This window comes from Rhizobium sp. YTUHZ044 (genome assembly GCF_051123975.1).
GTDB lineage: Bacteria > Pseudomonadota > Alphaproteobacteria > Rhizobiales > Rhizobiaceae > Rhizobium.
Map to the genome: position 1 here is coordinate 483,499 of NZ_CP101427.1, position 19,615 is coordinate 503,113.

Sequence of the window (19,615 nt, forward strand, 5' to 3'; positions counted from 1 at the left end):
GTGAGCAAGCAGACCAGTGAATATTCGGCCGATAGCATTGCGGCAGAGAGCCTCAACGGACGTGACCATAAAAGCATGGCGTTTGACGATGCCAGCGCGCTTCTGGAGGTGCTTGTCGCGGTCCGGCGCGGCGATTTTTCCGTACGGATGCGCTCCGACCTGACCGGTGTTACCGGCAAGGTCGCTGATGCGCTGAACGATATCATCGCCGCCAACCAGCGCATGGCAAAGCAGCTCGAACATGTCGGCCAGGTGGTCGGCCGCGACGGGCGGACGAGCACGCGCGTGCGCTTCGGCCTGTCGGATGGTTCATGGTCCGAGATGGAAGGCTCGATCAATGGTCTCATCGACGATCTCCTCTGGCCGACGACGGCCGTCACCCGCACGATCACCGCGGTCGCCAAGGGCGATCTGCTGCAGACCGTGCCGCTCGATGTCGACGGGCGGGCGCTCAAGGGCGAATTCCTGCGCTCGGCCGATATCGTCAACACGATGATCAAGCAGCTCAGCGTCTTTACCTCGGAGGTGACGCGCGTTGCCCGCGAAGTGGGCACCGACGGCAAACTCGGCGGGCAGGCGCAGGTGCCTGAAGTGACCGGCGTCTGGAAGGACCTGACCGAAAGCGTCAACTCGATGGCGTCGAACCTGACGGCGCAGGTGCGCAATATCGCGGAAGTGACCATCGCCGTTGCCAACGGCGACCTTTCCAAGAAGATCACTGTCGACGTGCGCGGCGAGATCCTTCAGTTGAAGGAAGCGATCAACACCATGGTCGACCAGCTGCGCTCCTTCGCTTCCGAAGTGACGCGCGTCGCCCGCGAGGTCGGCACCGAAGGCAAGCTCGGCGGCCAGGCGCTGGTGCCTGGCGTCGCCGGCACCTGGAAGGACCTGACCGACTCGGTCAACGCCATGTGCGGCAACCTGACTGCCCAGGTGCGCAACATCGCGCAGGTGACGACGGCGGTTGCGCGCGGCGACCTCTCGCGCAAGATCACGGTCGACGTCTCGGGCGAAATCCTTGAACTGAAGGAAACCATCAATACGATGGTCGATCAGCTGAACGGCTTTGCCGGCGAGGTGACGCGCGTGGCGCGCGAAGTCGGCACCGAGGGCCGCCTCGGCGGCCAGGCGCAGGTGCCCGGCGTCGCCGGCACCTGGAAGGATCTGACCGACAACGTCAATTCGATGGCCTCGAACCTGACGGCGCAGGTGCGCAATATCGCCGAAGTCTCCACAGCCATCGCCAATGGCGACCTGTCGAAGAAGATTACGGTGACGGTGTCGGGCGAAATCCTCGAACTGAAGGAGACCATCAACACGATGGTCGACCAGCTGAACGCCTTTGCCTCGGAAGTGACCCGTGTGGCGCGCGAAGTCGGCACGGAAGGCCGGCTCGGCGGCCAGGCGAACGTGCGTGGCGTCGCCGGCACCTGGAAGGACCTGACCGAAAACGTCAACTCGATGGGCGGCAACCTGACGGCGCAGGTGCGCAATATCGCCGAAGTCTCGACTGCGATCGCTAACGGCGACCTGTCGAAGAAGATCACCGTCGACGTGAAGGGTGAAATCCTCGAACTCAAGGAAACCATCAATACGATGGTGGACCAGCTGAACGCCTTCGCTTCGGAAGTGACGCGCGTGGCGCGTGAGGTCGGCACGGAAGGCCGGCTCGGCGGCCAGGCGAACGTGCGCGGCGTCGCGGGCACCTGGAAGGACCTGACCGATAGCGTCAATTCCATGGCCTCGAACCTGACCGGCCAGGTGCGCAACATCGCCGAAGTCGCGACCGCCGTCGCCCAGGGCGACCTTTCCAAGAAGATCACCGTTCCGGTTTCGGGCGAAATCCTCGAGCTGAAGGAGACCATCAACACGATGGTTGATCAGTTGAACGGTTTTGCCGGCGAGGTGACGCGCGTGGCGCGCGAGGTCGGCACGGAAGGTCGGCTCGGCGGACAGGCGAACGTGCTCGGAGTCGCCGGTACCTGGAAGGACCTGACCGACAGCGTCAACTCCATGGCCGGCAATTTGACGGCGCAGGTGCGCAACATTGCCGAAGTCTCCACAGCGATCGCCAATGGCGACCTGTCGAAAAAGATCACCGTGTCGGTCTCGGGCGAAATCCTCGAGCTCAAGGAAACGCTGAACACCATGGTGGACCAGCTGAACCGCTTCGCCTCGGAAGTGACTCGTGTCGCCCGCGAAGTCGGCACCGAAGGCAAGCTCGGCGGCCAGGCGCAGGTGCCTGGCGTGGCCGGTACCTGGAAGGACCTCACCGAAAACGTCAACTCCATGGCCTCCAACCTGACAGGCCAGGTGCGCAACATCGCCGAAGTCACCACCGCCGTGGCGCGCGGCGACCTCTCGCGCAAGATCACCGTCGACGTGAAGGGGGAAATCCTTGAGCTGAAGAACACCATCAATACGATGGTGGACCAGCTCAACGCTTTCGCCGGCGAAGTGACCCGCGTCGCCCGCGAAGTCGGCACCGAAGGCAAACTCGGCGGCCAGGCGCAGGTCTCCGGCGTCGCCGGCACCTGGAAGGACCTGACCGACAGCGTCAACTCCATGGCCGGCAACCTGACGGCGCAGGTGCGCAACATCGCCGAGGTGGCGACCGCGATCGCCAATGGCGACCTGTCGCGCAAGATTACCGTCGACGTGCGCGGCGAAATCCTGCTCCTCAAGGATACCTTGAACACCATGGTCGACCAGCTTCGCTCCTTCGCCGGCGAGGTGACGCGCGTCGCCCGCGAAGTCGGCACCGACGGCCGGCTCGGCGGCCAGGCCGTCGTTCCCGGCGTGGCCGGCACCTGGAAGGACCTGACCGATAACGTCAACCTGCTCGCCGCCAACCTGACGACCCAGGTGCGCAACATCGCCGAAGTCACGACCGCAGTGGCGCGCGGCGACCTGTCGCGCAAGATCACCGTCGACGTGAAGGGCGAAATCCTCGAACTGAAGAACACTATCAACACGATGGTGGACCAGCTCAACGCCTTTGCCGGCGAAGTGACGCGCGTGGCGCGCGAGGTCGGCACCGAAGGCAAGCTCGGCGGCCAGGCGCAGGTGCCGGGTGTGGCCGGCACCTGGAAGGATTTGACCGACACCGTCAACGTCATGGCAGCCAACTTGACCGAACAGGTGCGCGGCATCGTCAAGGTGGTGACGGCGGTCGCCAACGGCGACCTCAAGCAGAACCTCACCGTCGCCTCCAAGGGCGAGGTGGCCGCGCTTGCCGAAACCATCAACAACATGACCAATACGCTCGCGACCTTCGCCGATCAGGTGACGACGGTGGCGCGTGAAGTCGGCGTCGAGGGCCGCCTCGGCGGCCAGGCGAATGTCCCCGGTACCGCGGGAACGTGGAAGGACCTGACCGGTAACGTCAACCTGCTTGCCGCGAACCTCACGACCCAGGTGCGCGCCATCGCCGAGGTCGCCACCGCCGTCACCAAGGGCGACCTGACGCGCTCGATCAAGGTCGATGCACGCGGCGAAGTGGCCGAGCTCAAGGACAACATCAACACGATGATCGACAACCTGCGCCTGACGACGGAGCGCAACACCGAGCAGGACTGGCTGAAGACCAACCTGGCGCGCTTCACCAACATGCTGCAGGGGCAGCGCGACCTGACGCTGGTCGGCAAGATGATGCTCTCCGAGCTCGCGCCGCTGGTTGGCGCGCATCAGGGTGTCATCTATCAGGTGGATGCCGACGAAGAGCAGGCGTTTCTGTCGCTGCTGTCGGTCTATGCGCAGGGCGTCGAAGCGGCGCATCCGCCGCGGCTCGATTTCGGCCAGGGCCTCGTCGGGCAATGCGCCAGCGATGCCCGCCGCATCCTCGTCACCGATCTTCCCGACAACGTCGTTCCCATCAGTTCGGGCGTGTTCACGACGCTGCCGCGAAGCGCCATTGTCCTGCCGGTGCATTTCGAGGGGCAGGTGAAGGCGGTGATCGAGCTTGCCTCCGCCGGTGAATTCACCGAGCTGCAGCTTTCCTTCCTCGACCAGCTGACGACCTCGATCGGCATCGTTCTCAACTCGATCGAAGCGACGATGCAAACCGAAGGCCTGCTCAAGCAGTCGCAGCAGCTTGCCGCCGAACTGCAGACGCAGCAGCGCGAGCTGCAGCAGACCAACGAACAGCTCGGCCAGAAGGCGCAACAGCTGGAGGAACGCAACGTCGAAGTCGAAGCGAAGAACCAGGAAATCGAGCAGGCGAGACGCGCGCTCGAGGAAAAGGCGACGGAGCTTGCACTGACCTCCAAATACAAATCCGAATTCCTCGCCAACATGTCGCATGAGCTGCGCACACCTTTGAATTCGATCCTCATCCTCGGCCAGCAGCTCGGAGAAAACCCGGACGGCAATCTGTCGGTCAAGCAGGTCGAATTCGCAAAGACGATCCACGGCGCCGGCACCGATCTGCTCAACCTCATCAGCGACATTCTCGACCTCTCGAAGATCGAGTCCGGCACGGTCTCGGTCGATGCCGAGGAGATCTTCGTCAGCAACCTGCTGGAGGTGATGGCGCGGCCGTTCCGCCACGAGGCGGAAAACCGCAACCTCTCCTTCGCGGTCGAGGTCGGCGCCGATGTGACAAAGAGCATCATCACCGACTCGAAGCGGCTGCAGCAGATCCTCAAGAACCTGCTCTCGAACGCCTTCAAGTTCACCGCGCAGGGCGGCGTGACGCTTCGCGTCGCATCGGCGACGAGCGGCTGGTCACCGGAGCATCCTTCTCTGCGGCACGCGCCTTCGGTCATTGCCTTCGAAGTGGTCGATACCGGCATCGGCATACCGCCCGAGAAGCAGCGCATCATCTTCGAGGCGTTCCAGCAGGCGGATGCCTCGACCAGCCGCAAATATGGCGGCACCGGACTTGGCCTGGCGATCAGCCGCGAACTGGCGAACTTGCTCGGCGGCGAGATCCAGCTGCGCAGCACGCCCGGCGTCGGCAGCACCTTCGTGCTTTACCTGCCGCTCACCTATGTCGGCGCCGGCGCGGTGGCGCCGAAGTCCACTCCGGCAGCGGCGAACGTCGTCGAGTTCGCCGAGGCGGCTGCCCGTCGGGCTGACAAACCGGTCGAACATGTCGCGGACGACCGTCACCGGATCGAGCCCGGCGACTCCGTGCTGCTCGTCGTCGAAGACGATGCGCATTATGCCCGCGTCCTCGTCGATCTCGCCCGCGACAACGGTTTCAAGGTGCTGGTCGCGATGCGCGGCAGCGACGCGCTTGTTCTCGCCCAGGAATACAGACCGTTGGCGATCTCGCTCGATATTTTCCTCCCTGATATGCTGGGCTGGACGGTGCTGAGCCAGCTCAAACAGAATTCCCAGACGCGACACATTCCGGTGCAGATCATCAGCCTCGACGAGGACCGCCAGCACGGGTTGACCCGCGGCGCCTTCGCCTTCATGAGCAAGCCGACGACCCCGGAAGGCCTCGGCAAGGCACTGTCGCGGCTGAAGGCCTATGCCGAGCCGCGCCGCAAGCAGTTGCTGCTGGTGGAAGACAACGAGGCCGAGCGCGTGAGCGTCACCGCCCTTCTCGGGCACGACGACATCGACATAACAAGCGTCGGCTCCGGCTCGGAGGCGCTCGCCGTTCTCCGGCAAGGCTCTGCCGACTGCGTCGTGCTCGACCTTACGCTGCCTGACATGTCCGGCTTCGAAGTGCTGGAGCAAATCCGCGACGACGACGGGATCGCCGAAGTCCCGGTGGTCGTCTTCACCGGCCGGGAGCTTTCACCTGACGAAGACGCGATGCTGCACAGCATGGCCCGCAGCGTCGTGGTGAAGGGCGTGGAGTCGCCCGAGCGCCTGCTCGACGAGACTGCGCTCTTCCTGCACCGCGTCGTCGCCGACCTGCCGGCCGCAAAACAAGCGACGCTGCAGGAGCTGCACAGCTCGGACGAGGATCTGGTGGGCGAGACCGTGCTGCTCGTCGATGACGATGCGCGCAACATCTTCGCGCTGAGCAGCGTTCTCGAACGTCGCGGCATGAAGGTGCTGACGGCGACGACGGGCAGCGAGGCGATCGACGTCATCAACAATGAGCCTTCCGTCGCGATCGTGCTGATGGACATCATGATGCCGGGGATGGATGGCTATGAAACAATGCAGGTGATCCGATCTGAGCCCCGCTTCCGGCGGCTGCCGATCCTGGCGCTGACGGCCAAGGCGATGAAGGGCGACCGGGAAAAATGCCTGGAAGCCGGCGCCTCGGACTACCTGGCGAAGCCCGTCAACACAGAGCAGCTGCTGTCGGCTCTGCGCATGTGGCTGCACCGCTGAGGATCCGGTCATGAGCCCCGTCAATATCCTCCTCGTCGACGATCAGCCTGCAAAGCTTCTGAGCTATGAGGTGATTCTCGAAGAGCTCGAGGAAAACCTGATCAAGGCGCAGTCGGCGCGCGAAGCATTCGAGCACCTGTTGCGCACCGAGATCGCCGTGATCCTCGTCGACGTCTGCATGCCCGAGCAGGACGGTTTCGAACTCGTCGGAATGATCCGTCAGCACCCGCGCTATCAGAACACGCCGATCATCTTCGTCTCGGCCGTGATGCTGGCCGAACCTGACCGGCTGCGCGGCTACGCGGTCGGCGCCGTCGACTATGTCTCGGTCCCGATCGTGCCCGAGGTGCTGAGGGCAAAGGTCAGAGTCTTTGCCGATCTCTACCGGAAGACACGGGAACTCGAGCGCCTGAATGCCGAACTGGAGGCCAGGGTGCACCAGCGCACCGCCGAGCTCGAGGCCTCGGCCGCGCAATTGCGTCAGCTGAACGAGGAACTCGAACACCGCATCGACCAAAGGACGCGCGAACGCGAGGAGGCGCTGGCGCAGCTGTTCGAGGCGCAGAAGCTCGATACGATCGGCCACCTGACAGGCGGCGTGGCGCACGATTTCAATAATCTTCTCATGGCGGTGCTCGGCAGCCTCAGTCTGCTCAAGAAGCGGCTTCCGGCCGATGAGCGCAGCGAACGCCTGGTGACGAACGCCATCCAGGCGGCCGAACGCGGTACGGCGCTCACCCAGCGTCTGCTCGCCTTCGCCCGCCGACAGGAGCTGAAGCCACAGGCGGTCGACTTCCTCCGGCTGTTCGAAAACGTCGAGGATCTGCTCGCAAAGGCGGTTGGACCGCGCGTCGAGATCCGAAAGCGCATACCGGCGGATCTGGAGCCGCTTCTGGTGGACAGCAATCAGTTGGAACTGGCCCTGCTAAATCTCTTCGTCAATGCGCGGGATGCGCTTGAAAGTGGCGGTGCGGTGACGGTCGCCGCGGCGGCGGAGCAAGACCGGCCCGCCGGTCTTGCAGGCGGAAACTACATCAGGATATCGGTCTCGGATGACGGCGAAGGGATGGACGAGGCGACGGTCCTGCGCGCCGCCGAGCCATTCTTCACCACGAAAGGAATCGGCAAAGGCACTGGTCTTGGCCTATCGATGGTGCACGGCCTGGCGGCGCAATCGGGCGGTTCCATCCAGATTTCGAGCACAAGAGGGAAGGGCACAACCGTCTCGCTCTGGCTGCCCGTTGCGCAGAGCATTGCCAAGGAGGAGCCGGCGGTCGTGCCTGCGGCCGCGGAACCCTTGAAACCGGTCTCGCGATCGCTTGCCATCCTCGTCGTCGACGACGACGCGCTCGTCAGGACCGGAACCGTGGCAATGCTGGAGGATCTCGGACATCTGCCGCGGGAGGCGGCTTCCGCTACCCAGGCCCTGGAATTCCTCGCCGGCGGACAGGAGTGTGATCTCGTCATCACCGATCATGCCATGCCGGGGATGACCGGCGCCGAGCTCGCGCGCCACCTTCGTTCAGCCTTCCCCAACCTGCCCGTGATCCTCGCTTCAGGTTATGTCGAGCTTGCCGAGGATCAGGGGCTCGGCCGCATGCTCAGGATGGCGAAGCCGTTCACGCAAGAGCAACTCCAGGCGGCCATGGACGAGGCGCTGAGGGACAAGGTCGCGGCGGCATGATGATCGAGGCGCGGCGGCTGGGGAGAGCTTGACTGGTTGGAGCAGGATCAGTTCCATTTCTTAATTGCCTCGCTCCCAGGAGAGGATCAGAAAATACGAAAAGCTGTCAATTTTACTGTCCTTTGGATTGATGGCCAAAGCTGCCTCCTCAAAACTCCTGGCGCCGCCCAGGAGATAGACTGTTTTGCATCTTCCGAGAGTATCTACAGGCGGATTGCAGAATATTAAGTGTCGATTTTTGATGTTTAATTCTTCATTTATAGTTTTACCAACGTCCAGCAATATTTCCTTTGCGTAGATGTCTGGATTTCTAATATACGAAGCGCCGTCAAAATTTAAGCTCTTGGCAATCATCAACGTCCGTTTGTTTCCATCGCATTGCATGACGAGCGACGCGTCTGATGAAGTTTTTCCAAAACCTGGACAGCTAGTAGCGACGGAATCGAGCGACTTTATAGAAAAGCTCTCTGGTAGTGCAGGCGTATACAGCCCGACTGCAAGCAAAATTGATACAAAGCTGAAGGCGTGAGGCGCTGCTGTCATCTTTGCATCCACACTCGATTAATCCGCGACATAACGCGCATATCATATTTGGGACTGGTTTGGCGCTGAAATCGCGGCCTTTACCCCGCATGGTTGAATCACAACCGCGTTGCAAACGGAATACGAAAAGCTAGTCTTTCGTCCGCGTGAATCCTTCACGATCAACGAGATGACGTCGCGGCTAAATTCGGACTTGCGCCGCCCGCTGATCAGGTCTCGCTCGCTTGCTGCGCTCCACCCCAGGCGAAACTTTTTGCCCTGACAAAAGTTACTCAAACCCATCTCACGTCACCGAAGGCTTTCCTTTGACCAAAACGATGTTCGGCCCCGCGTTCACCGAAGATGGCGTCCTGTTTCGCCTGTGGGCTCCCCTGCATGAAAGCGTTTCATTGAAAATCGAAAGCACCGATCCGCGTCCGATGCAAGCGGCTGAAGACGGCTGGCATCGGTGCACGGTCGCGGATGCCGGCCCTGGTACGCAGTATCGCTTTATCCTGCCGGATGGACTCGAAATTCCCGATCCTGCCTCGCGCTTCCAACCGCAGGATGTGCATGGTCCGAGCGAAGTGGTCGACCTTGCTGCATATCGCTGGAGCACGCGCGAATGGACCGGCCGGCCCTGGGAGGAGATGGTCATCTACGAACTGCACGTCGGCTGTTTCACACCCCAGGGGACTTTCAAGGCCGCGATCGAGCGTCTCGACCATCTGCGGCAGCTGGGCGTCATGGCGCTGCAGATCATGCCGCTCAGCGACTTCCCGGGTCGCTACAACTGGGGCTATGACGGCGTGCTTCCCTACGCGCCCGACAGCAGTTACGGCCGGCCGGAAGATCTTATGGCGCTGGTGGATGCGGCGCACGAACGTGGCATCTCGGTTTTCCTCGACGCGGTCTACAACCACTTCGGACCCGACGGGAACTATATCCCCTCCTACGCGCCGCTCTTTACCGATCATCACAGGACGCCCTGGGGCCACGGCATCAATTACGACGGCGACGGCTCCGAGATGATCCGCGAATTCTTCATCGAGAACGCCATCTATTGGATCAACGAGTTCAGGCTCGACGGTTTTCGCTTCGACGCCGTCCACGCCATCAAGGACGACAGTTCTGAGCATTTTCTTCACGCGCTGGCCCGCCGCCTCAGGGCTGCGGCCGGTGACCGGCATGTTCATCTGATCTTGGAAAATGAGGAGAATGACAGCGACCTTTTGAAACGTGACGCAGACGGCGAGGCGAGGTTGTTCACGGCCCAATGGAACGATGATGTCCACCATGTTCTGCATGTTGCTGCCACGGGTGAAACCTTCGGCTACTATGCCGATTATGCCGGCGACACCGGCAAGCTCGGTCGGGCGCTGACGCAAGGATTCGTGTTCCAGGGCGAGCACATGCCGTATCGTGGAGGAAGCCGAGGCAGGCCGAGCGGCCACCTGCCGCCCACCGCCTTCGTGTCCTTTATCCAGAATCACGACCAGATCGGCAATCGGGCGCTGGGGGACCGGATCATGGCTTCGAGCCCGACCGATGCCGTCAAGGCCGTCACATCGATCTACCTGCTGGCGCCTGAGATACCGATGCTGTTCATGGGTGAGGAATGGGGTGCGCGAGAGCCTTTTCCGTTTTTTTGCGATTTCGACGAGTATCTGAACGAGAAGGTCAGGAAGGGCAGGCGCGAGGAGCTTTCGCGCCTGCCGGGTTTCGACGCTGACGAGCTTCTTGACCCGACGGCGCCGTCGACCTTTGCGGCCGCCAAGCTCGACTGGTCGAAAAGTGTCTCATCAGAAATGCTTGAATTCTATAGGACGCTTCTCGACCTCCGACGTCAACGGATCGTACCTCTGCTGAAAGGTGCCGGCGGTGGAAACGCGGCCTATCGTTCGAGTTCAACGCTTGCGGTGGATTGGGCCCTGGCCGGCGATCGGCGGCTTCATCTGGATGCCAATCTCGGCAGCGAAGCGGCGCCGCTTCTCCAGCAGCGCAACGAAGGCGAGATGATCTTCCGCCTCGGCGGCAGCGAGGGAGGCAAACTGGCGCCCTGGACGGTGATCTGGAGCATTTCGAAAGGTGAGGGCTTGGCATGAAGGCGATCGGACGATGAAATCTGCCGAGCTCGACAAGCTCGCCCGTCGATACGGGATCAGCCCAACCAGGCCCAGTCCCGAGGATCACGAGGTGGCAATTTCCGCCGACACCAAACGCAAGATACTCTCGGCTTTGGGAGTCGAGCTATCGGGAAACACCCATCCCGAGATCTATCCACTGCGACGGCAGCGGCAGTCGGGGCCGGCGGATGAGGCGATCCCCAAATCATTTCTGCCGGATTTCCTGCTCAAGACGCGGGTCTGGGGTATCAGCCTGCAGCTTTACGAACTCCGTTCGGTGCGCAACTGGGGCATCGGAGATTTCGAGGATCTGTCCGATGTGGCCGACCTGGCGGGAAAGCTTGGCGCCGATTTCATCGGCCTCAATCCGCTTCACGCACCATTTCTTGCCGATCCCGATCGCTGCAGCCCCTATGAACCTTCAAGCCGTCAGCATCTCAACCCGCTCTATATCGCGGTCGACCGATTGCCGGGTTTTGTCAGTAGTGCCGAACTCGAACGGCAATTGGAGGGACTTCGCGGAAGCGACCTCGTCGATTATGCCGGAGTTGCGAGGGTCAAGCTTGGAATTCTGCGGGATCGCTGGCGCGCCTGGCTGCAAGCGGATGCCGCCGATGAAACCTACAATCCCGTCGATTTCGATGTCTTCGTCGCGCAGGGCGGCGACAGCTTGCGGCGACACGCGCTTTTCGAATGCCTTTCGCTTTCCATGGTGGAGCGTGGGAGGGGCGCCGGTTGGCAGGGATGGCCGGCCGATTTCCGGCGCTTCGACAGCGCCGCCGTCGCCGAATTCGCACGTGAGCATGCGGAGGAGGTCCGTTTTCATATGTGGTTGCAGTGGCTCGCCCACCGGCAGTTGCTGCAGGCGGCGGACCGGGCGCGCGAAGCCGGCCTGCGGATCGGGCTTTATCTCGATCTTGCCGTGGGCGAGGCGGTCGACGGATCGGCGATGTGGAGCGAGCCGGATGTCTATATCTCGAAGGCGACCATCGGCAGCCCTCCCGATCCATTCGCGGTAGAGGGGCAGGACTGGCATCTCGCCGGATATCTGCCGTCCGCGATCGCTGCGGGAGACAATTCTCCTTACCGGCGCATGGTAAGCGCCGCCATGCGCTATGCCGGTGCGATCCGGATCGATCACGCCCCGGCGCTCCGACGCCTCTTTCTGGTGCCGCTCGGCAGCAGGCCGGATGGCGGCGCCTATGTCCGCTACCCCCAGCATCGGCTTCTACAGATCCTGGCCGAGACCTCCGCTGAGCATCGATGCCTCGTCATCGGTGAAGCGCTGGGAGTGATACCGCCGGATTTGCCTGACGAGCTCGCGGCGGCGCAGATCCTTTCGTATCGCATTCTCTCCTATGAACAGGACGGGAAAGGCTTCAAGCCGCCGGATGCCTATCCCGTTTTCGGCCTGGCCTGCATTTCGACGCACGACCATCAGACGCTTGCCGGTTGGTGGCGCAGCGCCGACATCCAGGATCGCCGCGACCATGGTATCGTGCCGCCCGATCTCACGGCAAAACATCTTCAGCACCGCCGACGCGAGCGACGAAATCTGAAGACGGCGCTCCGCGCTGCCGGCATCGACGTGCCGGCCCGTCTCAACGCAAGGGCGAGCCGGGAGACCTTGAGGGAATTGACCGTCAGCGCCTACCGCTTCATCGCCCGTACTCCGTCGCTTCTCGTCGCGGTTCGGGTTGCCGACCTGACCGACGAGAAAAGCCCCACCAACATCCCCGGCACGAGCGACAGCTACCCCAACTGGAAACCGAAGCTGTCGGTTTCGCTGGAGGGGCTGGCGTCGAACCCGCTGCTGCATCGCATTACGGCGGCGATGCGGGAAGAAAGGCCACGAATTCACGCGGCGAGGGAACGATCAGGGAGCAGGCGGATTTCGAATAGACAGGGATAAGGATCGCCGAGATGAAAGCCAGAAAACCACTTGTCGAGGTCGCGGTAGAGACCGAGGAAGGCCGGGTGCCGTTGGGCATCATGAACGCCAAGCAGGCATTGTCGCTTCCTGACGATCTCGATGTGAAGGTATCGCATCCTGATCACGAGCCGGGCAGCACCGACATTTTCATTCCCAAGGACGAACTGCACCGGCATCTGGACAAGTCATAGGATGCGTCACCTTACCAGCTCGACGCGGGCAGGCGATTTGAATTCGAGCCCGGAACCTCGGCGGGCCTGGAGTGTTTGACTCGATAAACCGAAGGAGAAAATCATGGCACATGCCGACCGGAAACATATTGGTGCTGGCACGAAGGGAAAGGGCGACGGCGGCGGCGCGATGACCGATCTCGACCGGGAACAGCTTCCCGAAAACATGGTCCTCTCGAACCGCGACAAGACGCAGCATTCCAAGGAGCGCGGCCTCGACGGCAAGACGATCCAAACTGAGCAATACGCGGATCACAGCTCCAATCGGAATCCTAAGTGAGGAAAAGGTGATGAGCAGCAGATTGCCCCCCATTCCCGCCAAAAACGTCAGCAACAAGGGAGCCGGCAAGCCGGCGCGGACCGAGGCGGAGGATACCGCAAGCGGCAACGAAAACCCTGAGAAGAAGGGTCAACAAGGAAACACCAAAGTCAACACTACCCATCAGGGTTACCAGCAGGACAGGTAGGAGGCATCGATGTCTACCTCGCAGAAGAGCCCGTCAACTATCCGCCAGGGCGGCCCAGGCGCATCCCACGAAAACGCCAAGGCGCCGCTCGAGGTACCAAAGCCGGCAGCCGAGTCGGATAGACGCACGCGAAGCAAGGTTTCCGGCGGCGGCGGCGAGCATGATCGCCACCACACCCACGACGCAAGAGAGAAGTGAGGGACAGACCTGGCGGCGGAACCCTGATCGGCCAACGTCGCAGGTCCACCGCTTCACATGATCAACATGACGGAAAACAGACCATGACGACCGCATTCATCCTTGTTGCACTGGCTCTCCTCATCATCTACGCCGGCCCGACATTGCTTTACATCTGCGTTGGTTATGCTGACTACATGATCGAGCGGCGCCGACATTTGCTGGCTGTGAAACACGCCGTAAAGCGTCGCAGCGACGAGCTTTAGCTGTCCGTTACAACGGGCCATCAATACTTGGGGTGCCGTATCTTTGGCTCCGCAGGTTCATTCTTCTTCGTTGGAGCGCTGGGTGATCGCGAAGTCCTGGAGGATGCCGGCCTTTTCAGGCCCGCTGCCGGCATGGGCGATAAGAGCATGGAAGGCGGCTCGAACGATCTCTTTCTTGGTGGCCTGCGGATGCGATTTCATCACCGCCTTGATCAGCTGTTCCCCGAACCGTCGTCTTCGATTTCCTCGACATCATGACGAGGCAGAATGCGCTGCTTCACTTCCTCGGCCGCGACCGCGATACCTCTGGCCGTTCCCGCCAGCGCCAGTTCAGCGGCGATAAGAGGGTGCTTGCGCACAAGCTTGCCCAGCACTTTGGCGGCTGCAGCCGCCTTGGCCTGGGACAGGACGCCTTTATTAGCGCGTTTGCGCAAGAGAGATTCCAGCTTTCGCTTCGAACGCTTTCGGGGCGGCGTCGAATCTAATGTACGGCGACGCCCTTCCGAGGGTTTTCTTCGGCCTGTTTCCGGACTTTCTTCGGGAGCGCCGAACTGGCGGCGTCACGCACGACGCCGACGGCCGCATCGGTTGCGCTGTGAAAGGCTCGGCCGACTAGCCCAAGGGTCTTGGCGCCCTTGCGCCCACCCGATTTTGCGGCGCCGGCAATGTCGTCGCTATCCTCCACGAGCACGGCCGCTGCAGCGCCGGCCCCGGCGATCAGCGCCTTTCCCAAGATATCGCGGCCTGTCGAGCTCGCCAGTAATGTTTTCACTATAGAATTCTTCCGGATGCCTTTAGGTACCTTGTATCCTGCAATCCTCTTCGGAATCTTTGTCTTGGCCATAGTACAGCTCCCTTTTGAACGTTGGAAACGCGGTAAAGCGCACCCTGTTCCCAGATTAGGTGGCACAGTTCGCGATGGCGGGATCTCCGGCAGTGCGGGAACTCCGGTCTCGTCGCAGCAAAGGGAGAATAGACGTTAGTGGATCGACTGCGAGGTCGGAGCGTTGATCTTGAGCAGATCCGGGGCGGGAAACATCTCGATCAATCCTGCTGCGAGGTCGTCGACATCCGTCTTGCCGTCATTGAAGAGCTGAATGGCGGCGCTGCACAGGATCTGGCTGTCGTGTTCGCTCACCGAGACGCCGAAATGGCGATACCAGCTCATGACAGCCTTCGAAAGGCATCTGAAATCCTGCGGTAGTATCGGTCTGTAGAAAATCGCCATGAACGCCCACCACGATTGCCGCTTGTCGCCTTCACTTAATCAAGATAATGCCCGTCCTGTTTGATACCAAGCGGCTTGTTTCTTCGGTGCGTTAGCGCACGGACCAGCTGTTTCGAGCGGCGTGCCGAGCCTCCTTTGCCTCAGGCAAGGACACCCGCGGCAATGGCGGCCTGGATGAAACGTTGGCGCGCCAGTTCGGCGCTTCCGCGTCGGCGAAGCGCATCGACGCAGCGCCGCTTCGCTTCGAAATAACCGCCGCCCCGAACGTTGGTCCAGCGATGATTCAGGATGTCGAGTGCCGCGTCCGGACCTTCTATGCGCTGCTGCTCGCTCTCGGCGGTGCGGATGAAAACTGGATATTGCCAAACCAGGTGGAAATCGACCTCGATGACGTCAGCCATGATATGATCCAGAATGGTCTTTCGGACGGTGGCCCCTGCCGCTGTCCTGGAACGTCCGGTACTGGCCCGGGTGAACAAACGCATGGCGGGCCCTGGCCGGGAGCCTTGGTCGGATCGGTGCTTCATGGTCCATATGGCATCTCCTTTGCCGGTCGAACTACGCCATGGCACGGTTGTTCCTGTTCGAAAAAGGAACTCCTGCCTGCCGCCACCGAGTACTGGAACAATGTCTGCCTCGCCTTGTTATTTGTGCGACAGGCGAATGCCGAAGCAGCCGGAGGATACGATGAGGCGGAGCATTGTGCTTGGGCTGGTTCTGGCCATCGCGCTGACGGGTTGCACCACCAGCGCAGGCAGCTACACATCGGGGGGACTTGAGCCTATTCCGGGCAGCATCACCTATCAGGGGCAGCCGCGCACAAAGCTGACGAAATCGCCGGTCGGTTCATCGTTCCCGCACAGCTTCACGGATCAATGGGGGCGCCAAGTCGAGGAGATCTATATTATCCAGCCGGACCGCAGCTTACTGATTTCCCAGCGCCACTACCGACCGGTTTTTTCGCTCGACGACGACTAGGAAGGAGACCTGATCATGCCGCGCCGTAAGAACAATGTTGGGACGACGCTCGACACCGAGGGAGCCAAGATCGGCGAGCCTGTTCCGAAAGCGATCATCGATATCAACACCGCCTCTGTCGGGGTCCCCCGCCAGGCCGAGCAAGATTTGCGCACTGAATTGGGCGCTCTGCGGCAACAGGTTGATAGGCTACAGCAACAGGTCATCAGTGCCGGGCGTTCTGCGAAGGGCGGCGCCCGAAACGCAGTCCGCGAGACCGAGGCTCTGGTGAAGCATTATCCGCTCTCAACGTTTGCCCTCATGGCTGCTGTCGCGGGTTTGTTGACGTTTGCCTCACGTCAGCTCTCCCCACCACGCCATCGTGAGTCCTCAGCCCTACGAGGTCTCAGGGATTTCTACGACAGGATGCGCGAGCGGATCTGACAAGATTTTAGGATTGCCAGCATTCCGATTCTGCCCGACTCTCTGTCAGGCAAGGAGGGAAAATGCATGCTCGACGTCCTTATACGAAGCGCTCTCGATATTGTCCGGCGCGCGGAGCGCTTGATCGAAGCGGCGAGACGGCTGCTTGACAGGCATGATCTTGCTGAGGGCGAGCGATATGAACTCGATTATGAGATCGAGCGGCTGAGGGACGCGGTTCTTGCGGTGGAGGAGGCCGTCCGGTCGCTCGCGCGCAGGAGCGAACGCTGGCCGCAGGCCGCTCGTGTCCATGCGTTGCAGACGACATTGCACTGATTGCGTGACTTCACAGGCTCCCTGTCGTTTTCCATAAATTACTGTTTTCCAAGGGATTTTCTAACGCGTAACTGCATGTCACGCCGATGTCACGCGACCATGGAAGCAATATATGCTTGATTGGGCCGCTTAGCGCTTATGATTTCCGGCACCGGGTGCATGGAACGGGGGACGAGGAACAGGGGCGCTGTGATCGTTGGGGCATCGCGATGACTTTGGAAACATCCGGGCAAATATCCGAGCCCGACGAATTCGTATTTCCGGTTCACACCCGGACGATCGCTCAGATACGCTATGATATTCGCAGTCATGTTATGACGGTCGTCTATCACGACGGCCGCTCGCGCACGACAACCGGCATACAGGGTCCGGCGATGCTAAAGATCCTCGCCCAGCGTCCGCTGGAGCGTTCCCCGTTTCTTTTGCGGACGGTCATCTGATCGAGAAAGTCGAGCATCCACCGCTAAATCGTGTTGGTGGTGCATCCATTTCAGTGGAGCTGCGTTCATCCTGGGTAGTCAGACATGAAGGGAACGCCGATGACCTTTCCACCGCCAAAAGCCGAGGCTCCCGCTCAGCGGTTCGAAGAAGCGAGCGCTGCTGCGCGCGACGCTTTGGAGGAGCTGATTGCAGCCGCCAATCAAGCCGGATGGGCAACCGAAGAAATCTCGGTCGCATTCCTTGAGGCGGCGCGGTTTTTGACCGAGGCCAATAAAAAAGATCCCGATCCTGCGGAAGATCCCGTGATTAGCGACGTGCCGGGCAAGCGGGAGCAGATCGGCCACGGTGAACTTTTCGATTAGGACGTCGCTCACATCCGGCTCAGGACGCATCTCACCGGCCAATCCTTGCGACCGAGCTGCGTATGACGAGGCTCGTGCTGACCCGCAGCCGTTCAACGGCTAGGGGGATCTGTTCGATGCGGGCGACGAGCCGCTCGCCGGCGAGTTTGCCCATCTCGTATACGCGCTGGTCAACGACTGTGATCGGGGGAACGGTAACGCTTGTCCAATCGGCATCCAGGAAGGAAATCATCGAGATGTCGTCGGGAATTGAGAGGCCGAGTGATTGCAGCGACTTGAAGACGCGCAGCCCCACCAGGCTGTCTGATGCGAGGATTGCCGTTGGCGGTGATGAATCCGAGAGCAGGCGTCTGATCACGGCGTCCGTCTGCGGTTGGTCCGTCGCGCCGAGCCGCACATAGTGAAGGGGGTTGGGCAAGCCTGCCTCTGTCAGGACGCTCACGAAGCCCTCCACGCGTTCACGCACGGCAGAATTCGATATGCGGGCGACATCGGTGGGTCCGCCGTCCTCGGCGTCCATGGCCGAAACGTAAGCGAGATGTCGGTGTCCTGCCTCGACCATAAACCGGGCGGCGGCGATGGCAGCCTCGCGATCATCGCCGGTCACGGCGTCGACATCGAGTTCCGGGATGCTCCGGTCGAAGAGGACCAGCGGCATACCGGCGCGGCCGACGTGCCGGAGATGGTCGACGCTGTCGCAGCGAGCGGGCGTCACGATCAAGCCATCAACACGCTTGCCGATCAGGAGGTCGACGGCTGATTTCTCCGCTTCGAGCTTCTCGCCCGAATTGGAAATGATCACGTTGAAGCCGGCGAGCCGAGCCGCATCGCTGATGCCGCGTACCGCCAGACTGAAGAAGGCGTTTTCGATATCGCCGACGACGATCCCGATGATGCCGGACCGGCCGGTGCTCATGCTGCGCGCAAGTTCGTTCGGCCGGTATTCGAGTGCGGCCGCCGCCGCCAGGACCTGATCCTTTATCTTACCGCTAACGACACCGTAGCCGCCGAGCACGCGGGCGGCCGTCGCTTTCGACACCCGTGCCGCCTTCGCGACGTCGGCGACAGTAACTGAACGTTTCGGGCCAGCGGAATTTTCCATGCCGCAGCACTACAAGAGTTATTGACGGGCGGTCAATTGACAGTTATCAAAATGGCTGTGAGACCGGTCTCTTTTAGATAGAGACCGGTTTCCTTGCAGAAAGTGTTGCCGCAAAACGGCGGCAACGGATAAACAGCTAATGCCGACAAGAGCATTCCTTCCGGAGCGGAGAACGAACATGAAACTTTTTGAATCACTTCCGGCAGTCATTGCGCCTCTGCAAGCCGGCCTCACGGCTTGCTTTCTGGCGATGGGAGTGGGTTTCGCAGCAGCGGCCGACAATCCCTACAATCTGATCGAGCCTGGCGTTATCAGCGTCGGCACGATGGGCGATGCCAAGCCCTATACGTTTGCGACCGCGGACGGCCAGTTCACCGGTTTCGACATCGAACTGTTTCTCAACGTCGTGTCTAGGCTCGGCTTTCAGAAAGACAAGGTGACATTCACCGGCCAGGAATTTTCCGCCCTCCTGCCATCGGTTGCGAACGAGCGGTTCGACGTTGCGGTCGCCGCGATCGGAACCACCGAAGCCCGCAAGAAGACCGTCGACTTCTCCGACGGCTATCTCGCCGGTTATCTCTCTGTGCTGACGTCGGACGGTGCCATCAAGGACGCGGGCGGGCTGAAGGGCAAGCGGCTTGGTGTCGTGCAGGGAACCTTGCAGGAAGTCTACGCCGCCAAGAATTTCGGTGAGACCGATCTCGTTAAATTTCCTGACAACAATTCCGCCGTCGCCGCGCTCAACAACGGCACGATCGATGCGCATTTCCTCGACTACGAGGCGGCCAAACAATATGGCGAGCGCTATCCTGCGCTGAAGGTCGCCGTCAACATTCCATCCTTCGATGCGCCGGCGGGCTTCGTGATCAGGAAGGGAAACGACGCCTTCCGCACGGCCCTGAACAGTGCCCTTCACGACGCGATGCAGGACGGCACCTGGAAGACGCTCTATGAGAAGTGGTTCCCCGGCTCACCGATGCCGGACCAATATCTCCCGAAGAAATGAGGCGCCAAGCCGTCCGCCGAGGCGGACGGCCTAGTCTCGGCGGCTGCATGCCCGA

General features: G+C 61.3%; 22 protein-coding genes. 15 read left to right on the forward strand and 7 right to left on the reverse strand.

Annotated elements, in window-relative coordinates:
* A complete protein-coding gene (locus tag NL154_RS25115; RefSeq protein ID WP_210631842.1) occupies positions 1-6,300 on the forward strand; it encodes a HAMP domain-containing protein in 6,300 nt (2,099 codons plus the stop codon).
* A gap of 10 nt (positions 6,301-6,310) precedes the next feature.
* Complete coding sequence (locus tag NL154_RS25120; protein ID WP_221147393.1) at positions 6,311-7,984, forward strand: response regulator; 1,674 nt, start codon at positions 6,311-6,313, stop codon at positions 7,982-7,984.
* Positions 7,985-8,044: 60 nt separating this feature from the next.
* On the opposite strand, the gene NL154_RS25125 is transcribed toward NL154_RS25120, so the two are convergent.
* A complete protein-coding gene (locus tag NL154_RS25125) occupies positions 8,045-8,527 on the reverse strand; it encodes a hypothetical protein (protein ID WP_434734226.1) in 483 nt (160 codons plus the stop codon).
* Positions 8,528-8,832: 305 nt separating this feature from the next.
* Here NL154_RS25125 and treZ point away from each other — a divergent pair, with 305 nt between their 5' ends.
* The 7 genes from treZ to NL154_RS25160 all read left to right on the forward strand — a co-directional run bounded on the left by treZ (position 8,833) and on the right by NL154_RS25160 (position 13,705).
* On the forward strand, positions 8,833-10,611 hold the full coding sequence (gene treZ / locus NL154_RS25130) for a malto-oligosyltrehalose trehalohydrolase (protein WP_434734227.1): 1,779 nt from the start codon (positions 8,833-8,835) through the stop codon (positions 10,609-10,611).
* Positions 10,612-10,624: 13 nt separating this feature from the next.
* Positions 10,625-12,544, forward strand: coding sequence for a 4-alpha-glucanotransferase (malQ, locus tag NL154_RS25135; RefSeq protein WP_434734228.1), 1,920 nt, complete (start codon positions 10,625-10,627; stop codon positions 12,542-12,544).
* 11 nt (positions 12,545-12,555) lie between these two features.
* Positions 12,556-12,756, forward strand: a complete 201-nt coding sequence (locus NL154_RS25140) for a hypothetical protein (RefSeq protein ID WP_210631846.1) — start codon at positions 12,556-12,558, stop codon at positions 12,754-12,756.
* Between the two features lie 103 nt (positions 12,757-12,859).
* Complete coding sequence (locus NL154_RS25145) at positions 12,860-13,075, forward strand: hypothetical protein (RefSeq protein WP_210631847.1); 216 nt, start codon at positions 12,860-12,862, stop codon at positions 13,073-13,075.
* Positions 13,076-13,085: 10 nt separating this feature from the next.
* On the forward strand, positions 13,086-13,262 hold the full coding sequence (locus NL154_RS25150) for a hypothetical protein (RefSeq protein ID WP_210631848.1): 177 nt from the start codon (positions 13,086-13,088) through the stop codon (positions 13,260-13,262).
* 9 nt (positions 13,263-13,271) lie between these two features.
* A complete protein-coding gene (locus NL154_RS25155) occupies positions 13,272-13,460 on the forward strand; it encodes a hypothetical protein (RefSeq protein WP_434734229.1) in 189 nt (62 codons plus the stop codon).
* An 83-nt stretch (positions 13,461-13,543) separates the two neighbouring features.
* Positions 13,544-13,705 carry a hypothetical protein gene (locus NL154_RS25160; RefSeq protein WP_210631850.1) on the forward strand — a complete coding sequence of 54 codons (162 nt, stop codon included), beginning with the start codon at positions 13,544-13,546 and terminating at the stop codon, positions 13,703-13,705.
* 57 nt (positions 13,706-13,762) lie between these two features.
* On the opposite strand, the gene NL154_RS25165 is transcribed toward NL154_RS25160, so the two are convergent.
* The 5 genes from NL154_RS25165 to NL154_RS25185 all read right to left on the reverse strand — a co-directional run bounded on the left by NL154_RS25165 (position 13,763) and on the right by NL154_RS25185 (position 15,334).
* The gene (locus NL154_RS25165) at positions 13,763-13,906 is read right to left on the reverse strand and encodes a hypothetical protein (protein WP_434734230.1); all 144 of its coding nucleotides are present in this window, start codon (positions 13,904-13,906) and stop codon (positions 13,763-13,765) included.
* 11 nt (positions 13,907-13,917) lie between these two features.
* Positions 13,918-14,139: a hypothetical protein gene (locus tag NL154_RS25170; protein ID WP_210631852.1), complete on the reverse strand. Its 222-nt coding sequence runs from the start codon at positions 14,137-14,139 to the stop codon at positions 13,918-13,920.
* Positions 14,140-14,186: 47 nt separating this feature from the next.
* Positions 14,187-14,477, reverse strand: a complete 291-nt coding sequence (locus NL154_RS25175; RefSeq protein ID WP_247241766.1) for a hypothetical protein — start codon at positions 14,475-14,477, stop codon at positions 14,187-14,189.
* Between the two features lie 207 nt (positions 14,478-14,684).
* Complete coding sequence (locus NL154_RS25180) at positions 14,685-14,873, reverse strand: hypothetical protein (protein WP_184491010.1); 189 nt, start codon at positions 14,871-14,873, stop codon at positions 14,685-14,687.
* Positions 14,874-15,073: 200 nt separating this feature from the next.
* Entirely contained in the window at positions 15,074-15,334 is a 261-nt protein-coding gene (locus tag NL154_RS25185; protein ID WP_221155901.1) for a DUF982 domain-containing protein, read from the reverse strand.
* Between the two features lie 286 nt (positions 15,335-15,620).
* On the opposite strand from NL154_RS25185, the gene NL154_RS25190 reads away from it, so the two are divergent.
* The 5 genes from NL154_RS25190 to NL154_RS25210 all read left to right on the forward strand — a co-directional run bounded on the left by NL154_RS25190 (position 15,621) and on the right by NL154_RS25210 (position 17,452).
* Positions 15,621-15,911, forward strand: coding sequence for a hypothetical protein (locus NL154_RS25190; RefSeq protein WP_434734231.1), 291 nt, complete (start codon positions 15,621-15,623; stop codon positions 15,909-15,911).
* 15 nt (positions 15,912-15,926) lie between these two features.
* Positions 15,927-16,334 carry a hypothetical protein gene (locus tag NL154_RS25195; protein ID WP_434734232.1) on the forward strand — a complete coding sequence of 136 codons (408 nt, stop codon included), beginning with the start codon at positions 15,927-15,929 and terminating at the stop codon, positions 16,332-16,334.
* 66 nt (positions 16,335-16,400) lie between these two features.
* Positions 16,401-16,649, forward strand: a complete 249-nt coding sequence (locus NL154_RS25200; RefSeq protein WP_210631857.1) for a hypothetical protein — start codon at positions 16,401-16,403, stop codon at positions 16,647-16,649.
* Positions 16,650-16,858: 209 nt separating this feature from the next.
* Positions 16,859-17,089, forward strand: a complete 231-nt coding sequence (locus NL154_RS25205) for a hypothetical protein (RefSeq protein ID WP_221155945.1) — start codon at positions 16,859-16,861, stop codon at positions 17,087-17,089.
* 99 nt (positions 17,090-17,188) lie between these two features.
* The gene (locus NL154_RS25210; protein WP_210632202.1) at positions 17,189-17,452 is read left to right on the forward strand and encodes a hypothetical protein; all 264 of its coding nucleotides are present in this window, start codon (positions 17,189-17,191) and stop codon (positions 17,450-17,452) included.
* Between the two features lie 31 nt (positions 17,453-17,483).
* Here NL154_RS25210 and NL154_RS25215 read toward each other — a convergent pair whose 3' ends face one another.
* Positions 17,484-18,554, reverse strand: coding sequence for a LacI family DNA-binding transcriptional regulator (locus tag NL154_RS25215; RefSeq protein WP_210631858.1), 1,071 nt, complete (start codon positions 18,552-18,554; stop codon positions 17,484-17,486).
* Positions 18,555-18,732: 178 nt separating this feature from the next.
* Here NL154_RS25215 and NL154_RS25220 point away from each other — a divergent pair, with 178 nt between their 5' ends.
* The gene (locus NL154_RS25220; protein ID WP_434734233.1) at positions 18,733-19,560 is read left to right on the forward strand and encodes an ABC transporter substrate-binding protein; all 828 of its coding nucleotides are present in this window, start codon (positions 18,733-18,735) and stop codon (positions 19,558-19,560) included.
* Positions 19,561-19,615: the final 55 nt, after the last annotated feature.

Excerpts from the sequence above, each read along its gene's own strand:
- NL154_RS25120 (WP_221147393.1), top strand. The coding sequence starts at position 6,311 with ATGAGCCCCGTCAATATCCTCCTCGTCGACGATCAGCCTGCAAAGCTT.
- NL154_RS25125 (WP_434734226.1), bottom strand. The coding sequence starts at position 8,527 with ATGACAGCAGCGCCTCACGCCTTCAGCTTTGTATCAATTTTGCTTGCA.
- malQ (WP_434734228.1), top strand. The coding sequence starts at position 10,625 with ATGAAATCTGCCGAGCTCGACAAGCTCGCCCGTCGATACGGGATCAGC.
- NL154_RS25140 (WP_210631846.1), top strand. The coding sequence starts at position 12,556 with ATGAAAGCCAGAAAACCACTTGTCGAGGTCGCGGTAGAGACCGAGGAA.
- NL154_RS25145 (WP_210631847.1), top strand. The coding sequence starts at position 12,860 with ATGGCACATGCCGACCGGAAACATATTGGTGCTGGCACGAAGGGAAAG.
- NL154_RS25150 (WP_210631848.1), top strand. The coding sequence starts at position 13,086 with ATGAGCAGCAGATTGCCCCCCATTCCCGCCAAAAACGTCAGCAACAAG.
- NL154_RS25155 (WP_434734229.1), top strand. The coding sequence starts at position 13,272 with ATGTCTACCTCGCAGAAGAGCCCGTCAACTATCCGCCAGGGCGGCCCA.
- NL154_RS25160 (WP_210631850.1), top strand. The coding sequence starts at position 13,544 with ATGACGACCGCATTCATCCTTGTTGCACTGGCTCTCCTCATCATCTAC.
- NL154_RS25165 (WP_434734230.1), bottom strand. The coding sequence starts at position 13,906 with ATGAAATCGCATCCGCAGGCCACCAAGAAAGAGATCGTTCGAGCCGCC.
- NL154_RS25180 (WP_184491010.1), bottom strand. The coding sequence starts at position 14,873 with ATGAGCTGGTATCGCCATTTCGGCGTCTCGGTGAGCGAACACGACAGC.
- NL154_RS25185 (WP_221155901.1), bottom strand. The coding sequence starts at position 15,334 with ATGGCTGACGTCATCGAGGTCGATTTCCACCTGGTTTGGCAATATCCA.
- NL154_RS25190 (WP_434734231.1), top strand. The coding sequence starts at position 15,621 with ATGAGGCGGAGCATTGTGCTTGGGCTGGTTCTGGCCATCGCGCTGACG.
- NL154_RS25195 (WP_434734232.1), top strand. The coding sequence starts at position 15,927 with ATGCCGCGCCGTAAGAACAATGTTGGGACGACGCTCGACACCGAGGGA.
- NL154_RS25200 (WP_210631857.1), top strand. The coding sequence starts at position 16,401 with ATGCTCGACGTCCTTATACGAAGCGCTCTCGATATTGTCCGGCGCGCG.
- NL154_RS25205 (WP_221155945.1), top strand. The coding sequence starts at position 16,859 with ATGACTTTGGAAACATCCGGGCAAATATCCGAGCCCGACGAATTCGTA.
- NL154_RS25210 (WP_210632202.1), top strand. The coding sequence starts at position 17,189 with ATGACCTTTCCACCGCCAAAAGCCGAGGCTCCCGCTCAGCGGTTCGAA.
- NL154_RS25215 (WP_210631858.1), bottom strand. The coding sequence starts at position 18,554 with ATGGAAAATTCCGCTGGCCCGAAACGTTCAGTTACTGTCGCCGACGTC.
- NL154_RS25220 (WP_434734233.1), top strand. The coding sequence starts at position 18,733 with ATGAAACTTTTTGAATCACTTCCGGCAGTCATTGCGCCTCTGCAAGCC.